Source organism: Anaerostipes caccae L1-92 (genome assembly GCF_014467075.1).
GTDB lineage: Bacteria > Bacillota > Clostridia > Lachnospirales > Lachnospiraceae > Anaerostipes > Anaerostipes caccae.
In genome coordinates, this window is the sequence record NZ_AP023027.1 from 1,239,688 (window position 1) to 1,256,641 (window position 16,954).

Genomic DNA, 16,954 nt, shown 5'->3' on the forward strand with positions numbered 1-16,954 from the left:
ATTTATACAAGGAGGTTGATTATGAGTCGAGTATTTAAGTTCCACAATGATGTGGATACGGACCAGATTATAGCATCCCAGTATTTGCTGCTGCCGAATATTGAGGAAATGAAAGTATATGCCTTTGAGTCTATCGATCCGGATTTTTCAAAGAAGGTGCAGGAAGGCGACATCGTTGTGGCCGGGGAGAATTTTGGCTGCGGCTCCTCCAGAGAACAGGCGCCGAGTGTGTTAAAGGCCCTGGGAGTAAAAGCCATCGTTGCAAAATCCTTTGCCAGGATCTTTTACCGCAACGCCATCAACATCGGACTGCCGGTCGTTATAAGCCCGGATCTGTACGATAAAGTGAATCAGATGGATGAGATCGAACTGGATTTGACCGAAGGATTCATTAAAACAGAGGATGAGACTCTGCCCTGTACAAAACTGCCGCCTTACATGCAGAACATTTTGGACCACGGCGGATTGATCAACTTTTTGAATGAAGGCGAGGTGTAGGCTATGGGAATGACAATTGGAGAAAAGATTATAGCCAGAGCGGCCAGGGTGCCGGAAGTGAAAGCGGGAGAGATCCACACAGTGGAACTGGACCGCCTGATGAGTAATGACGGAACGACACATCTGACGATCGATATGTATCACAATGATTTAAAACATCCTAAAATTGCGGATAAGGACAAACTGGTCTTCATCATTGACCACAATATCCCTGCAGAGAATCCAAAAACTGCGGAGGCCCACAGGAAAATGAGGAACTTTGCCAGGGAACATGACATCGCCTTTTATGAAGGAAAGGGAGTCTGCCACCAGATTATGGTGGAGGATTATGTATGTCCTGGAGAGCTGATCATGGGAGCAGATTCCCATACTTGTACATACGGTGCCCTTGGCGCCTTCGGAACAGGAATCGGATGCACGGACTTTTTATACGGCATGGTCACGGGGACTTCCTGGGTCATGGTGCCTGAGACGATCCGCTTTGAACTGACTGGAAAATTAAGAGAGGGCGTCTATGCCAGAGATCTGATCCTTTCCATCATCGGCATGGTGGGAGCCAACGGATGCAACTATAAGATCATGGAATTTGCAGGAGAAGGGGCACACAACTTAAGTATCAATGAACGTCTGGTATTGTGTAACCTTGCGGTGGAGGCAGGAGCTAAAACCGGAATCGTGGAGCCTGACGAAAAGGTTGTGGAATATGTAGAGTCCAGGGGCCGTAAGGCAGAAAACCTATTTGTGAGTGATGAGGACGCCCGTTTTGAAAAGGTATACCATATTAATCTGGATGAGATAGAGCCGGTGGTTGCGAGACCGCATTTAATTGATGATGTGGTGCCGGTGGAAGAAGCCGGAGACGTTAAAATAGACGAGGCATTCTTAGGTTCCTGCAACAACGGGCGGATCGATGAGCTGCGTCTGGCGGCTGAGATACTGAAAGGAAAGAAGGTTCATGAGGGCGTCAGATTCCTGATCGCGCCTGCTTCCAATGAGGTTTATGTGCAGGCGTTGGACGAAGGACTGATCGACATCTTTGTGGAAGCCGGAGCCATGGTCATGAACAGCAACTGCAGTGTGTGCTGGGGAAGCTGTCAGGGCGTGATCGGTGAAGGGGAAGTTTTGATCTCCACCGGTACCAGAAATTTCAAAGGACGTGCGGGACATCCGGATTCTTATGTCTATCTGGGATCTGCGGCGACCGTCACAGCGTCTGCCATCGCAGGGAAAATCGTGAAGAGATAAAGGAGTTTATATATGGAAAAATTTACAGGAAAAGTATGGGTACTGGGCGATGATATCGATACGGATATCATCATTCCTACAGAGTATCTGGCGCTTCCGACCGTAGAAGACATGAAGCAGTACGGATTTTCTCCGCTGCGTCCGGAGCTGGCATCTCAGATAAAAGAAGGCGATATCATTGTGGCCGGAAAAAACTTTGGCTGCGGTTCCTCCAGAGAGCAGGCGCCGGAGATCATCAAGGCCCTGAAAATAAAATGTGTCATTGCCAAATCTTTTGCCCGCATTTTCTTCCGGAACTCTATTAACAATGGACTTCTGCTCATCGAAAATGACCAGATCCAGGAGAAAGTGAAAGAAGGAGATACTCTTGATGTAACGCTGGGCGAGTCTATTGTGCATGACGGCAGGGAGTATCCGATCCAGCCGCTGCCTCAGAATCTGATGGACATTATAGAAGCCGGAGGACTGGTGGAAGCAATGAAGAAAAGAAATGGGGTGAAATAGCATGGGAAATACGATCATCGAAAAGATAATCAAAAGAAACACAGGGACGGAGTCGGTTTCTCCAGGTCAGATCGTGACTGTCAATGTAGACCGGGTAATGATCCATGATATTTTTATTCCGTTTGTGGCAGAAAAATTTGAAGAGATGGGATTTACAAAGCTGTGGGACCCGGACAAAGTAGTCTTGATTTATGATCATCTGGTTCCGGCCAGTGCGGTGGAAGATATCCGGCATTTTAAGATCGGTGATGCGTTTGTAAAGAAATACGGATTGAAAAACATTCACCGAAGCGATGGGATCTGTCATCAGCTCATGACAGAGTGCGGATATGCCAAACCGGGAGACATCGTATTTGGAACCGACTCACATACGACCACTTATGGATGCGTTGGCTGCTTTTCGTCAGGCATTGGGTACACAGAAATGGCATCAATTTTAGGAACCGGAGAAATGTGGGTCAGAGTACCGGAAACAATCAAGGTTGTCATCGATGGCAAACTTCCGGACAATGTATCTTCCAAAGACATTATTTTAAGACTGATCGGTGATCTGGGAGCCGACGGGGCGACTTACAAGGCGCTGGAGTTTTCCGGAAGTACAGTGGAAGAGATGAGTGTGGCTTCCCGGATGACGATTTCCAATATGGCCATTGAGGCTGGGGCAAAGGCGGCCTTATTTGCGCCGGATGAGAAGACAGCAGAGTATTCCGAAGTTGAGCTTTCCGACGTGGATTGGATTTATGGAGATGAGGATGCAGAGTATTGCAGAACGGTTGTCTATAAGGCAGAAGATCTGGTTCCAGTAGTCGCTTGTCCGTCTCAGGTGGATAAGATCAAACCGGTATCTGAGGTCGAAGGTACTGAACTTGACCAGATATTCATCGGTTCCTGTACCAATGGAAGACTGGAAGATCTGAAAGCAGCGGCAGAAATCCTCGATGGGAAAAAGGTTGCTGATTTTGTAAAGCTGATCGTGACCCCTGCCAGCAGGAAGATCTATATAGAGGCATCGAAAGCCGGGTATCTTAAAATTCTTGCCAAGGCAGGAGCTATTATCACCCAGCCGGGATGCGGACTCTGCTGCGGAAGAGCCGGAGGAATCCTCACCGACGGGGAGAAGATCTTGGCTACGAATAACAGGAATTTTCTTGGAAGAATGGGGACATCGAAGGTTGAAATTTATCTCGGGTCACCGAAGACGGCGGCGGCATCTGCTGTGGCTGGGAAGATCGTGGCGGCTGAGTAGATAAAGCTCACAGATACGTAAGCTTTATTTACAGATAAAATTCATAGATTCATTGGGTAATAATATTATAGCTCCTGCAAAGACAGAAGGAATACAAAATTCTGGCTTTGCAGGAGCTCTTTTGTAAAAAAGATCAATAGATAAGCAGTCCGACAATCCCCGTAAACACAATTACAAGTACAGGAGGTTTTTTAAACTTCCTAAGCAGAAGCACAGCGGTTACGAGCAGAATGGCCGCAGGCAGCTGGAAAGATGAGAGGACGACATGTTCATCCGTGCCAAACAGGGTAAGCAGCAGGATGGAAAAAGCAGCCGAAAGGACAAGCCCTAAGGAAGAAGCTTTCAGGCCGTCCAGCACAGCGGACATATAGGATGAATCACTTTTTTTCTGGAAAAACCGGTATAGAAGGATGGAGATGGTAAATCCGCAGATCACACATCCCACAGTCGCCACAACTGCCCCGGGGATTCCGGCTACCCGGATCCCCACGAAGGAGGAAGTGTTGACTGCGATAGGGCCGGGCGTCATCTGTGAGATCGTAATGATATCGGTAAATTCCTGACCGGTGAGCCAATGTTTTGCAAGTACGACCTGTTCTTTGATCATCGGGAGGATCGCATAGCCTCCGCCGATGCTGAACAGACCGATTTTAAAGAAGGTGCTGAATAAACGAACAAGATTTAAGAGCATGTCTGGCACCTCCTTTTTTCATGGAGCCATACTTTCAACAGGCAGAGGACGGAACATAAGATTAAAATCAGCATGGCATTGATGTGGAAGGCGAGGTTGGATAAAAAAGCAGCAGGAACCATGAGGGTAAGAAAAAGAGATTTCTTTTTCAAAATCATGCGGCACATATCAGTGATATAGTCGACGATCAGTGCCGCGGCTCCTGCCTGCATGCCAAGGAGAACGGCGGATACGATATGACTGCTCCTGAAAGCCTGATATCCAGCGGAAATGATGGAGAGCAGGATCAGCGGCGGCAGGATGGCCGCGATACAGCTTATGACGGCTCCCTTTAATTTGGCTATCCGGTATCCTGTGAGAGCCGAAAGATTAATTGCAATGGCTCCCGGAGAAGACTGGGCAATCGCTGCGATATCAAAAAGCTCTTCCTCAGATAAAACATGACGGTTTGTCACAAAATGTTTTTTTAACATGGGAACGACCACGTAGCCGCCGCCAAAAGTAAAAGCACTGACGATCAAATTGACCCGGAACAGCCAGGCATATTGTTTTAGTATATCTTTATTCATTACGGATTTCCCCCTTTTTTAACAGTATACGTTTTTTTTATATATAAAGAAAATTATATTATTTTATAGATATCATGTTAAAATAGTAATGATAGGAGGGAAAGTTATGACCATAAGGCGTTTATATATTTTTAAAACAGTATGCGAGGAAGGAAGTATCACCGGGGCTGCGAAGAAGCTCTATATGACCCAGCCGGCAGTATCCCATGTAATCCATGAACTGGAAGAAGAACTTGGCACTGTGCTGTTTGACCGTATATCAAAGAAAGTCTTTTTAAACCAGACGGGGAAGTTATTATTAAAAAAGACAGTCCGCATCCTGGAGCTGTATGAAGATCTGGAAAAAGGAGTGTACGATCTGGAGAAACAGGCCGTACTCCGTGTCGGGGCCAGCATCACCATATCAAGCTTCTGGCTGCCCGGGGCTATGAAACGATTTAAAGATTCATATCCCGGGACGCCGGTCAGTGTTCAGGTATGCAAGGCTTCGGATGTCCTTTCCATGCTCCATAAGAATGAGATCGATCTGGCACTGATCGAGGGTGCTGTCTCAGACAGTACACTGGACAGCACAGCCTTTTCTTCGTTTTGTCTGTATGCTTTTTGTTCTCCGGACCATCCATGGGCAGATGTTAAGGATATTGAACTTGAAAGACTTCTGGAACAGCCGCTTCTGCTTCGTGAAAAGGGGAGTGCGACCAGGGATGTGCTGGACAGCGTCCTGCTTTTGCATGATCTGAAGGCCGAGCCTTTTTGGACCAGTGTAAACTCTCAGGTTTTGATCCGGGCGGCAGAGGAAGGCCTTGGAATCACCGTGCTGCCGGAACGCCTTGTGGCAGAGGAAGTCTCAAAAGGGAAATTAAAGAAAATAGAAATCAGGGGCATAGAGCTTAAGAACGAGAATCATATCGTTGTCCATAAGGATAAGTACCGCACAGGGCCCATGAAAGAATTTATCAGTATATTGCTTGAGAGAAATGAAAATATAAGTGATTTGTGATACAATGGAAAATATTTGACACAAGGGGATGAAAAATTATGACAGAATTATTGATATCGGCATTTATTAAAAATAAGGATGATTTAAAAAACCATAAAGTCCGTCAGGCCTATGGCACAATGGGAGGGGCGGTGGGTATATTCTGCAATATCCTTCTCTTTGCAGGGAAACTGACCGCGGGGATTCTTACAGGGGCCATTTCCATTACCGCAGATGCCTTCAACAACCTTTCTGACGCGGCTTCTTCTATTATCACACTGGTTGGTTTCCGAATGGCAGGGCGTCCGGCGGACAAAAATCACCCGTTCGGACACGGAAGAATCGAATATATTTCAGGACTTCTGGTTTCTCTGGCTATACTGTTAATGGGCTTTGAACTGTTAAAATCTTCTGCTGATAAAATCTTCCGTCCGGAAGACATTGTGTTCCGTCCTGTGTCCATAGGGATTCTTATCGTATCCATACTGGTGAAATTCTGGATGTCGGCTTTCAATAAAAAGGTCGGAAACCTGATCGACTCAGAGGCCATGAAGGCCACGGCCACAGACAGTTTAAGCGACTGCATCGCTACAACGGCAGTCCTGGGCGGAATGCTGATCTTTAAGTTCGCCGGGATCAACGTGGACGGATATGTAGGTATTTTAGTAGCCGGATTTGTTATGTGGGCCGGATTCGGAGCTGCAAAGGATACCCTCTCGCCTCTGCTTGGAACCGCTCCCGATGTGGAACTGGTGGAGGATATACAAAATGAGGTTTTAGACAATGAGCTGATCGTAGGGGTGCATGATATTATCGTACATGACTACGGCCCGGGCCGGCGGATGATCTCGCTTCACGCCGAGGTGCCCTATAATGTTGATATTCTGGAGGCACATGACGTGATTGACAACATTGAATATCATCTGATGCATAAGTTTAACTGTGATGCCACCATTCATATGGACCCGGTTGTCACGGATGATGAAGAGACCAACGAGGCAAGAATGATGGTGGAAAAGATCGTAAAAGAATGCGGGCCCGAACTGTCCATCCATGATTTCAGAATGGTAGAGGGAAAAACGCACAACAACTTGATCTTTGACCTGGTCGTGCCCTATGAATGTGACCAGGAAGTGGGGGATATTACGACTTATATCAGAAAGGAGATCAGAAGACACCGGGAAAATTACTTTGCAGTGATCAAAGTGGACCGGAGTTATATCTGAACAGTGAAAGATGAAGGAACAGCTGACCAATGACATGAGTGTAGGAAATCCCGCAAAGAAGTTATTTTTCTTTGCGGTTCCCATTGTGCTGGGCAATTTATTTCAGCAGCTTTATAACATTATTGATTCTATGGTAGTGGGAAGATTCGTCGGTGCACAGGCACTTGCCGCCGTTGGAGCATCGACGGCCATTGTTTTTTTATTTGTAGCAGTGGCGACCGGTTCCAGCATCGGTTATTCTGTTGTCATTTCCCAGCTGTTTGGGGCAAAGGATCAGGACCGGATGATGACGGCGATCTATACAGCCTTAATTTCTACATTTGTCTTAGGACTGATTTTAATGATCATAGGTGCGGCGGGGACGGGAGGAATCCTCGTACTGATGAGGACACCGGCGGATATTTACCGGGATGCCGCAGATTATCTGAGAATCTATATGTTTGGTCTCGTGTTCTTATTTATGTATAATACTTTAAACGCGGTTTATAATGCACTTGGCGCGTCAAAAATTCCTCTTTATTTTCTGGCAGGCTCCTCGATCTTGAATATTGTTCTGGATTTGTATTTTGTGATCCGGCTTCAAATGGGAGTGACCGGGGTCGCATGGGCAACTCTGATCGCGCAGGGGCTGGCGGCAGTCATTTCGTTTATCAATCTGCTGTTCCGCCTTAAAAAGATCGAGACAGAAACAAAGCCGGTTTTATTTGACCGAAAGATTCTTTTCCAGATGGGACGGATTGCAGTGCCGTCTATGGTGCAGCAGTCGATCGTTTCATTTGGCATGGTGTTTGTACAAAGCCTCGTCAACAGTTTCGGATCTGTGGTGCTCGCAGGATATACGGCGGCTACGAAGATCGACTCGATTGCAATCATGCCGATGGTAAACGTGGGAAATGCAGTGTCCACGTTTACGGCGCAGAATATCGGGGCGAAAAAACCGGAGCGGATCAGAGAAGGGCTGAGAGCGGGCAGACTTATGGCGGCAGGCATCGCAGTTGTCATTACGGGAATTCTGTTTTTTAAAGGTGATGTGCTGGTTGCTCAGTTTGTGGATGAAGCGGTCAATGCAGAAGTTATTGCCATCGGTGTGGATTATTTAAGGGTCGTATCTGTGTTTTATGCACTGATGGGACTTATGAACGTGGTAAATGCGGTTCTCCGCGGAGCAGGAGATGTGGGTGTATTTATGGCGGGTACCCTCTGCAATTTCGGATGCAGGGTAGTATTTGCTTATATCCTGGCTCATTTTCTGGGAGCGTCCGGAATCTGGTGGTCTGTCCCGATCGGATGGGCTGCGGCATTTACGATCGGAACCTTGAGATACCGAAGCGGCAAGTGGAAGGAAAAAGGAATTGTGGAGCGGGAGAAGGATTGTAAAGAGACGGGGGAGAGTATATAATGATGATAAAGATTTATCGGGAAAATTATGAGCATTTGCCCAAACGTTTTATTAATAAAATAGAATCGGATCTTGACTATTTGGTAAAAGCTGATATTCCCGGTTTAAAAGGAGTGTATTTATTTGGCAGCTGTGCGCGGGGAAATATCCGAAATGGAAGTGATATAGACCTTCTCATATTTACAGAACAAAAATTGGAAGACAGGGCATTGGCAGCGGATATCAGATGGACCTTAGATGATGAGATATCCGGTATATCCACGGATGTCGTCTATGCTAACAAAGAATCTATAAAGGAAAATACTATTTTTAAGAGAATATTGAACAGAGATAAAAAGTTAATACTGGAGGTGATAAAATGATTAAAAATAACTACCTGGACATTGCAAAAAATGACTTGGAGTATCTGGAATCTATCCTCGCTGTGGGGAGTACTTTCTATAACCAGCTTGCAGTACAGTGTCAGCAAGTGACAGAAAAATTTCTGAAAGGCTACCTGGAATTGTGTTTTTTAGATGAAGATGTTTCGGACTTATTAAGAAAGCATAATATGAAAAAGATTGCAGTCAGAATGAATCAGTGGAAGCCGAATTTAAATTTGGATACAGTGGGACTGGCCTATTTAACAGATTTTTATTATGATGCCAGGTATCCGGGCGACGATTTTTATACAGTGACAAAAGAAGAATTTGATAAATGTAAGGAAATTATGTACGATACTATTTTAAAACTGAAAGAGATTCCAATAAAAAATTGAAAAATTGACGGGAGGTGAATAATATGCCGATTGTATTAAAAGTCTATCAAGAGGTTTCAAACAAACAGGTGATCGCAAATGCCATTTCTAATGCGGTCTCTTATCTGCTGTCTGATCCTTCCGGGGACCGGCTGTCCAATGATTATGTTCTGACACTGACGGAGGAGGAACTTCTGATTGAACAGATCGGATATTCAAAGGGAAGTCCGGAGCCGGAGATAAAAGAGATGAAGCGGCTGAAACGGAGTCAGATCCGCAGCCTGAAACTGGAGGAAGACAACAAGATTGTGATTGAGGAAGAAGATCAAAAAGAGATGGTTTTCTTTTATGAAGCACCGCAGAAAGAGTTTGCACAGCAGCTGAGCGGAGAATTTACGAATAAATAATGAAAATCCAAGAAACAAAAAGGAGCAGATACACACATATCTGCTCCTTTTTTTTCTAACTCTATATTACCATAAAATGACGAATTTTTCAAGACTTGTGATCTTAATGCGGCGGCAGTATAATGAGTCTCCAAGTGAAAGGGGCGTTTTATGGAAGAGAATTTTTATGAATTGCTGATCAGGGAAAAAGAGGAAGAGGAACTAAGAGTCATTGAAGCATGCAGCGAGAAGACAGATGGGAGATTTGGACTGAGCCTGTCAAAAGAACAGGCGAGAGAATTGATCGCAGGGAGGAATGAAAGTCTAAGAAAATATCAGAGAGTGGAATTCGGGAAAGGTATTTTAGATAAACTGATCTATACGTTTTGTGATTCCCAATTTATAGACCAGGCTCATTATGCTGAAATATTAAAGGAACTTCAGGACATTTTTTATCAGTTCAAAAATGAATCCATGGACAGACTCACAGACGATGAACTTCTTGAATTTATGAGAGAACAGTTTGAGACTGTGTGTTTTGGGGACCTGGAATATCTCAGAGGAACCTGCCTGGAACGGTACTCCAGAGCTGTGAGAGGGGGATATGACGGTGTTCAAAAGAGCCGGGGCAGCGAGTATGAACAGTTCAGCGAAGAACAGCGCTGGGATGACAGACTCTATCTGAGTATATTAAAGGAAATGTTCTGGGAGTGACAGAACTGGTCCGCATCCGGGAAGGGAGAAGTGTTATGGAATACCGATTAGAGGAGCTGCTTCCGGCGGCAGCCGGTCTGACAGAGAAGTATACATCAAAAGAGAGCAGTTCAATCACCTATGAAACGGCACAGATGCTGATGGAGGCAGTTATATATTGTATCGGCCTGTGCGAAGAATCTTACGGAGGAGCGCTGCGGTCCAAAAGGGGCCTTCGTGCGGAGGAGGCCTACAGCATTGGGTATGAAAAGGTAATAGAAAAAACATATGAGGCAAAGGCTGTCTATGATCGTCTGGCCATGGATTTTGAAGATTATGGATGCGTCAATTACAGGGATACCATGGTCAGCGGCATGCCGCAGTTTTTTCTGCGCTATGATGCCAGATTCTGTCCTCAGGATCATATCCTGACACTGGATTATCCAACGATGAACAGATATGGAGAGAAAAGCGGAATAAGACTGATTTATGAGTATTTATGTGACGCAGAGAGAGAACAGAGACTTTTAAGATGTTTCGACAGCCGCATCATCACAGCTCTCCTGAGGCATGTGGAAGCAAAGCAGGACGTTGATTATATGGAAAATATTTGTTCTCTGGTCCTGCTCCAGTCTCTCGGATGTCTGATTTCAAAAAAACAGCTTACGGATTTAACTTTGACGAGAACAGATACAGAAGAGATACGGAGATATTTTTCAGATGACCCGACAGAAACAATAGGGGATAAAGTACAGGAAATGATTGGACTTATCATACAAAGGGCCGGAATGGAGCCCTGGAAACAATATTTTCAGAGAGAGGGGAATGAAGTCGCTGTTCGGATTTATAATGCCATGAAATATGACGCACTGGATGCATTATTTTATGTTTGATTGTATTTTTCAGGACACTTTTTATGACTGTCTGCATATATTAGCAAAAGAAAGTTGATTTGAGGAATTTTATGGCAGGCGTAATTTTGGATGCCGGGCACGGCGGTTATGACAATGGTGCCCAGTTTAATGGAAGAAGGGAAAAAGACGATACATTAAGACTGACTCTGGCAGTGGGTCAGGCGCTGAGAGACAGGGGAGTCCCGGTACAGTATACGAGACAGACCGATGTCTATCAGTCTCCGATTGAGAAGGCCAGGATCGGAAATGAGAGCGGGGCCGATTACTTTGTCTCTATACACAGAAATTCAAGCCCGCTTCCCAACACATACAGCGGAGTGGAGACTCTCGTTTACAATGACAGTGGTATCAAGGCCGAGATGGCCAGGAATGTAAACCGCAGATTAAGCGAGGTTGGATTTACTGACCTGGGAGTCAAGGAACGGCCGGGACTTGCGGTTCTCAGACGGACGAATATCCCTGCAATACTGATCGAGGCCGGCTTCATCAATACGGTAAAAGATAATGAGCTTTTTGATTCAAGATTTAACGACATTGCAAATGCCATTGCAGACGGAATTGTTGACACGATTGGATCAGGACAACAGGAGCTTGGCAGTACCTACCGGGTGCAGATCGGACTGTACCGCAATTTCTCCAATGCGCAGTACGCGCTGAATGAAGCGCTTGCTCAGGGCTTTGACGGAGATATCGTGTATGAGGAGCCATATTATGCCGTACAGCTTGGAGACTTCAGAACGCTTGATGAAGCAGTCCAATTAGAAAATGAGCTGAAGCAGCGAGGCTATGATACCCTGGTGGTCAAAAAATAAGGAGGAAATAGTTTGTTTTATGTGAGATCAACGGATGGAATAAAGATTGCAGTCTATGATTATAATCCATTTGGGGAGGAGACTGTCGTTTTAATTCACGGATGGCCTTTATCCCACCTGATGTATGAATATCAGACGGAACTTTTATGCAGGCAGGGTTACCGGGTGGTGACACTGGATCTGAGAGGCTTTGGAAATTCTGATACTCCGGCTTTTGGCTATTCTTATGATCAGATGTCTCAGGATATTTTCCAGGTAATCAGAAGGCTGAAACTGAAGAACTTCACGCTTGTGGGATTTTCTATGGGAGGAGCCATTGTCCTTCGATATATGAGGAAATTCAAAAGTTTTGGTGTCAAAAAATTGATTCTTTTGGCAGCTGCAGCTCCATCATGGACAAAAAGAAGAGACTTCCCGTATGGACTGACAAGAGAATATGTCAATGAACTGATCGAAATGGCAGAAACTGACCGGCCGCAGCTCTGTTATAATTTCAGTCATGAGCAGCTGTTTGCAAGTCCTCAGTCTGAACCGGCGGTAAATTGGTTTGAACAGATCGCACTCTCCGCTTCCGGGCTCGGAACGGTACGGGCCGCAGTTTCTCTGAGAGATGAAGACGGCAGAGAAGACCTGCAGGCCGTTCATGTGCCGACATGGATCATTCACGGTAAAAAGGATGTTGTGGTGTCAAATGATTTGGTGCGGATACAGCATGATGAAATCTGCGGTTCCAAGCTGATCCAGCTGGACGAAAGCGGACACGGCATTGTGTACGATCAGCTGGAGTTATTTAACAAATACTTTTTCAATGCTGTCAGAGCATAAATGAAAAGCATCAAAAGAAGAGAAAAATCAGAACGGCTGCGGGACCACATTTTTATCGGATGGTCCCGCAGCCGTTTGTGTTTCTGTGTTCAGAGAGAAAACAGATGGGTTGCAATATTAAAATAGATCAGGATGGAGCAGGTGTCCACCAGCGTGGTGATCAGGGGAGCCGCCATGATGGCCGGGTCCAGTCCGATCTTTTTTGCCAGAAGAGGCAGGCAGCAGCCTACGATTTTGGCAAGGATGATCGTGGCTATGAGGGAAAGCCCGATCAGCACGGCCATTCTGAGGCTGTGGTATATGAGCATGATACGCAGTCCATTGACTGCAGCCAGAACAAAGCCAACTAAAACAGCCACCCGGAATTCCTTAAATATAACTTTAAAAAGATCATGGAACCGGATCTCATCGACGGCAATTCCGCGGATGATCAGGGTTGAACTCTGGGAACCACAGTTTCCTCCGGTGTCCATCAGCATTGGAATGAAGGATACGAGCAGGGGAAGAGTCTGAAAAGCATTCTCATATTTCGTGATAATGGCTCCGGTAATGGTTGCGGACAGCATGAGGAAAAGCAGCCATAAGATTCTGTGTTTAGCATGGCTGATGACAGATGTGCCGAAATAGGATTCCTCATTGGGCTGCATAGCCGCCATGATGGACATGTCCTCTTCCACCTCATCCTGCCAGACTTCCATGGCATCATCGAAAGTCACGATGCCTACCATGCAGTGTTCAAAGTCTACCACAGGGATTGCCAGAAGGCCGTATTTATGGAACAGTTTGCTGACATTTTCTTTGTCCTCATGGGTATTCACGTAGATTAGATTTGTCTCCATAATGTCCTTTATGAGAACATTGCTTTCATTGAGCAAAAGGCTCTTGGCCGTCACGATCCCAAGAAGCCGTTTCTGTTCGATCACGTAGCATGTATAAATGGTCTCCTGGTCAATGCCAACCCGTTTAATCTTTTTCAGTGCCTGTTCGACAGTCATGTTTTTTTTCAGGTCCACATATTCCACTGTCATGATGCTTCCCGCACTGTCTTCCGGATATTTTAAGAGACGGTTGATGATCTGCCGTGTTTCTCTGTCAGTCACGTCCAAAATCTGTTCTACTACATTGGCAGGCATTTCTTCGATGATATCCACCGTATCATCCATGTACATATCATCAAACAGTTCTTTGATCTCAGAGCGGGTAAACGCATTGATCAAAGTTTCCTGCATGGGAGATGACATCTCTGTGAATACTTCTGCCGCCTTCTCCTTTTGGATCAGACGGAACAGGATCGTATATTCTTTTTCTGTAAAATTTTCTAATAATGATGCTAAATCTACGTTGTTCATAGAATTAAGCACAACTTTTAAGGCAGGATATTCCCGCCTCATGAGCAGAGCTCTGATATTTTCTTCTCTCATGTTTCTTTCTCCTTTTATATGAAATTCTGAAGATTAAAACATGAACAAAAACCCTCTCCCTGTATTTAAGAAAAAGTACGCGGGAGGTTTGGAATTTTCATTCATGCCGTATTGACTTCGGGGTGATTCCATACTCTCACATCCTTTCTTTTTTACAGTTTACAGGTTTCACCGCTCTTATCAGAATACCTTTAAGAAAAGGTCATGTCAAGGAAATCAGAATGAGACAATCTCCTATTCCATATAAATAGTACATAGAAGTTGAACAGGGGATGGACAGAGTGAATAAGAAAAATCTGATCACGGGTTTTATCTGCATCGTTGTTTTAGGGCTGTCATTGCTTGGCGGGGGCAATGCGGCCCTTTCTGTCTGGAATCAAAATGTGAGGATCTTAAATCCTGCAGAGAATAAGGAACTTCCGATTTACTGTGTGGATACAAAGAAGAAGGAAATCAGCCTCACCTTTGACACAGCGTGGGGAAATGAGGACATCAACCAGGTTCTCAAAATCTTAAAAAAAGAAAATGTGAAAGCAACCTTCTTTTTTTCCGGCGACTGGGTACAGCGGTTTCCGGCGGATGTAAAGAAGATTGCCAAAGCAGGCCATGACATTGGCAACCATGGGGATAACCACAAATATATGACCAGATTGTCTTCTGATGAGCAGAAAAAAGAGATTCTGGGGGCTCACAGCAAAGTCCAGGCCGTGACAGGAGAGCAGATGGAACTTTTCCGGCCTCCCTACGGAGACTATGATGAAAATGTGGTAAAAACGGCCAGACAGCTAAATTATGAAGTCATTCAGTGGTCCGTTGACAGCCTGGACTGGAAAGACATTTCCAAGCAGGACATCATTGAACGTGTCTGTGATAACAAAAAGATGGAAAACGGTGCAATCATCCTGATGCACACAGGAACTGTATACACGAAACAGGCTCTTCCGGTAATCATAAAACGGTTAAAGTCCGAGGGATATACTTTTGTGCCGGTCTCCAGAATGATCCTGACTAAAAACTTTTACATAGATCCGGAGGGCAAACAGCGCAGAAAATAAATTTTTATACCAATTTCATGTGAAATATGATAACATCTAGGTATCGCAGGGACACTGTGAAATACAAGATTAGAAGGTGACTTAGATGGTATTTCGGTTTGATATGAATGATCTGAACCGGGTCAAAAACTTTAAAGTCGGTAAGATGAAAAAGAAAACGGCAGCAATGGGAATCCTCACTGCACTGATTTTAGTAGGACTGTACTATTATGTGGCGCTGCCTGCAGTTAATTTTCAGGAGACCGGCATATGGATGGTGCTGATCGCAGTTTTAGGAGTGCTGACAGCGTGGGCCGCATTGAGGGGGATGGGCCAGAAGACAAAGCTGTTTTCGTTGTTTTCTGCTCTGCTGGTCCTTGTCATTGTCGTTTTTCTTGGAGGGATGATTCTTTCAAGCCAGCTCATATCTTCCAAAAAATATGCAGGCAGGCTGAAAGTAGAAAATAAGAAATTTGAGACTGACATGAAGGAGACGGAAAAGATCACAGATATCGCCCTGATGGACACGGAAGGGGCAAGGATTATCGGCGACCGCGCCATTGGCTCTCTGTCCGATGTGGTGAGCCAGTATGAGGTCAGTGACGACTATACCCAGATTGATTATAACGGGCAGCCGATGAAAGTGGCACCTCTTAATTATGCCAGTTTCATCCGGTATATGACAAACCGCAAAGCAGGGATTCCGGGCTATGTACAGGTAGATCCCATCAGCAATGAGGCAAAGTATGTAAAGCTCAAAAAGCCGATGCAGTATTCTACATCCGCATACTTTTCCAGGAACCTTCAGAGACATCTGAGATTCCAGTATCCCACAGCAATTTTTCAGGGATACTATTTTGAGATCGACAATAAAGGAAATCCCTATTATATCTGTCCGGTGCTGAAGGCAAACGCGGGGCTCTTCGGGGCTAAGGATGTCAAAGGTGCCGTGATCAGCGATCCCGTCACCGGGAAGAGCACTTACTATGACGCAAAAGATATTCCGAGATGGGTGGATCATGTATACGACGGCAGGCTGCTCCTCCAAAAGTATAATTGGAAAGGACTTCTCTCCAACGGCTATATTAACAGTGTGTTCGGCAAGAAGGGCTGTAAGATAGCAACTGACGACTATGGATACAGGGCCATCGACGGGGACATCTGGGCTTATACCGGTGTCACATCCGTTAATGGAGATCAGTCTAATATCGCATTTGTTCTTATGAATATGAGAACTTCGGAATCCAAATACTACACGGTTTCCGGAGCCAATGAGCAGTCTGCCATGAAAGCGGCCGAGGGACAGGTGCAGAACCTCAGGTATTCTGCGGCATTTCCGGCTCTGATCAATGTAAACGGAGAGCCGACATATGTCATGATTCTGAAGGATAAAGGCGGACTTGTGAAGATGTTTGCTATGGTCAATGTAAGAAAGTATAACATTGTGGCGACTTCTACCACTCAAAATGGTGTCCAGAAGGAATATAAGAGACTTTTGAAGGAGCAGGGAATTATCTCTGCCAAAGAAGCCGCCGCGGCAGAGTCTGTGAAGACGAAGGAGATCACGATCAAAAAGGTTGATTTTATACCGATTGAAGGCAATACTTATGTGTATATCACCGACAGGGAAGGCAATGTCTATAAGGAAGAATTTTCAAAAAATGAAGGTGCGATCAAATGGAATGCCGGAGACAAGATTAAGATTTCCTACGAAGAAGACGAGAGCGGCATTTATCAGATAACACAATAGCTGGCGGCTTTGTATTTGACAAAATA

At 45.2% G+C, this 16,954-nt stretch carries 19 protein-coding genes; 16 read left to right on the top strand and 3 right to left on the bottom strand.

Features of this window, described 5'->3' with window-relative positions:
- Positions 1-21 precede the first annotated feature (21 nt).
- From ANCC_RS06065 to ANCC_RS06080, 4 genes are read left to right on the top strand one after another with little or no spacing between them, the layout of a single operon-like run.
- The gene (locus ANCC_RS06065; RefSeq protein WP_006568803.1) at positions 22-498 is read left to right on the top strand and encodes a 3-isopropylmalate dehydratase small subunit; all 477 of its coding nucleotides are present in this window, start codon (positions 22-24) and stop codon (positions 496-498) included.
- A 3-nt stretch (positions 499-501) separates the two neighbouring features.
- A complete protein-coding gene (locus ANCC_RS06070; protein WP_006568804.1) occupies positions 502-1,743 on the top strand; it encodes a 3-isopropylmalate dehydratase large subunit in 1,242 nt (413 codons plus the stop codon).
- A 12-nt stretch (positions 1,744-1,755) separates the two neighbouring features.
- Complete coding sequence (locus ANCC_RS06075) at positions 1,756-2,247, top strand: LeuD/DmdB family oxidoreductase small subunit (protein WP_006568805.1); 492 nt, start codon at positions 1,756-1,758, stop codon at positions 2,245-2,247.
- A 1-nt stretch (position 2,248) separates the two neighbouring features.
- The gene (locus ANCC_RS06080) at positions 2,249-3,493 is read left to right on the top strand and encodes a 3-isopropylmalate dehydratase large subunit (protein WP_006568806.1); all 1,245 of its coding nucleotides are present in this window, start codon (positions 2,249-2,251) and stop codon (positions 3,491-3,493) included.
- Positions 3,494-3,626: 133 nt separating this feature from the next.
- Here ANCC_RS06080 and ANCC_RS06085 read toward each other — a convergent pair whose 3' ends face one another.
- Entirely contained in the window at positions 3,627-4,184 is a 558-nt protein-coding gene (locus ANCC_RS06085) for a chromate transporter (protein ID WP_006568808.1), read from the bottom strand.
- Positions 4,175-4,753, bottom strand: a complete 579-nt coding sequence (locus tag ANCC_RS06090; RefSeq protein ID WP_006568809.1) for a chromate transporter — start codon at positions 4,751-4,753, stop codon at positions 4,175-4,177. The genes ANCC_RS06085 and ANCC_RS06090 overlap by 10 nt, the downstream gene beginning before the upstream one ends.
- Positions 4,754-4,859: 106 nt before the next feature.
- On the opposite strand from ANCC_RS06090, the gene ANCC_RS06095 reads away from it, so the two are divergent.
- The 10 genes from ANCC_RS06095 to ANCC_RS06140 all read left to right on the top strand — a co-directional run bounded on the left by ANCC_RS06095 (position 4,860) and on the right by ANCC_RS06140 (position 12,723).
- Positions 4,860-5,753 carry a LysR family transcriptional regulator gene (locus ANCC_RS06095; RefSeq protein WP_039947061.1) on the top strand — a complete coding sequence of 298 codons (894 nt, stop codon included), beginning with the start codon at positions 4,860-4,862 and terminating at the stop codon, positions 5,751-5,753.
- Between the two features lie 38 nt (positions 5,754-5,791).
- Positions 5,792-6,958, top strand: coding sequence for a cation diffusion facilitator family transporter (locus ANCC_RS06100; protein WP_006568811.1), 1,167 nt, complete (start codon positions 5,792-5,794; stop codon positions 6,956-6,958).
- A 10-nt stretch (positions 6,959-6,968) separates the two neighbouring features.
- Complete coding sequence (locus ANCC_RS06105; protein WP_006568812.1) at positions 6,969-8,357, top strand: MATE family efflux transporter; 1,389 nt, start codon at positions 6,969-6,971, stop codon at positions 8,355-8,357.
- Positions 8,357-8,719: a nucleotidyltransferase domain-containing protein gene (locus ANCC_RS06110; protein ID WP_006568813.1), complete on the top strand. Its 363-nt coding sequence runs from the start codon at positions 8,357-8,359 to the stop codon at positions 8,717-8,719. The genes ANCC_RS06105 and ANCC_RS06110 overlap by 1 nt, the downstream gene beginning before the upstream one ends.
- Positions 8,716-9,114 carry a HEPN domain-containing protein gene (locus ANCC_RS06115; RefSeq protein ID WP_006568814.1) on the top strand — a complete coding sequence of 133 codons (399 nt, stop codon included), beginning with the start codon at positions 8,716-8,718 and terminating at the stop codon, positions 9,112-9,114. The genes ANCC_RS06110 and ANCC_RS06115 overlap by 4 nt, the downstream gene beginning before the upstream one ends.
- Positions 9,115-9,137: 23 nt before the next feature.
- Positions 9,138-9,500: a hypothetical protein gene (locus tag ANCC_RS06120; protein WP_006568815.1), complete on the top strand. Its 363-nt coding sequence runs from the start codon at positions 9,138-9,140 to the stop codon at positions 9,498-9,500.
- 150 nt (positions 9,501-9,650) lie between these two features.
- Positions 9,651-10,193: a DUF6323 family protein gene (locus ANCC_RS06125; RefSeq protein ID WP_006568816.1), complete on the top strand. Its 543-nt coding sequence runs from the start codon at positions 9,651-9,653 to the stop codon at positions 10,191-10,193.
- A 35-nt stretch (positions 10,194-10,228) separates the two neighbouring features.
- The gene (locus ANCC_RS06130) at positions 10,229-11,065 is read left to right on the top strand and encodes a DUF6179 domain-containing protein (protein WP_233458254.1); all 837 of its coding nucleotides are present in this window, start codon (positions 10,229-10,231) and stop codon (positions 11,063-11,065) included.
- 71 nt (positions 11,066-11,136) lie between these two features.
- Positions 11,137-11,898, top strand: a complete 762-nt coding sequence (locus ANCC_RS06135; RefSeq protein ID WP_006568818.1) for an N-acetylmuramoyl-L-alanine amidase — start codon at positions 11,137-11,139, stop codon at positions 11,896-11,898.
- Positions 11,899-11,919: 21 nt separating this feature from the next.
- Positions 11,920-12,723, top strand: a complete 804-nt coding sequence (locus ANCC_RS06140) for an alpha/beta fold hydrolase (protein ID WP_006568819.1) — start codon at positions 11,920-11,922, stop codon at positions 12,721-12,723.
- Between the two features lie 89 nt (positions 12,724-12,812).
- Here the strand turns inward: ANCC_RS06140 and mgtE are convergent, their stop codons facing one another.
- Positions 12,813-14,144, bottom strand: coding sequence for a magnesium transporter (mgtE, locus tag ANCC_RS06145; RefSeq protein ID WP_006568820.1), 1,332 nt, complete (start codon positions 14,142-14,144; stop codon positions 12,813-12,815).
- Positions 14,145-14,416: 272 nt separating this feature from the next.
- Between mgtE and ANCC_RS06150 the strand changes: the two genes are divergently transcribed.
- Together ANCC_RS06150 and ANCC_RS06155 are read left to right on the top strand one after the other, a co-directional pair.
- Positions 14,417-15,199: a polysaccharide deacetylase family protein gene (locus ANCC_RS06150; protein WP_006568821.1), complete on the top strand. Its 783-nt coding sequence runs from the start codon at positions 14,417-14,419 to the stop codon at positions 15,197-15,199.
- Positions 15,200-15,284: 85 nt separating this feature from the next.
- Positions 15,285-16,928, top strand: coding sequence for a hypothetical protein (locus ANCC_RS06155; RefSeq protein WP_006568822.1), 1,644 nt, complete (start codon positions 15,285-15,287; stop codon positions 16,926-16,928).
- The last annotated feature ends 26 nt before the right edge of the window (positions 16,929-16,954 follow it).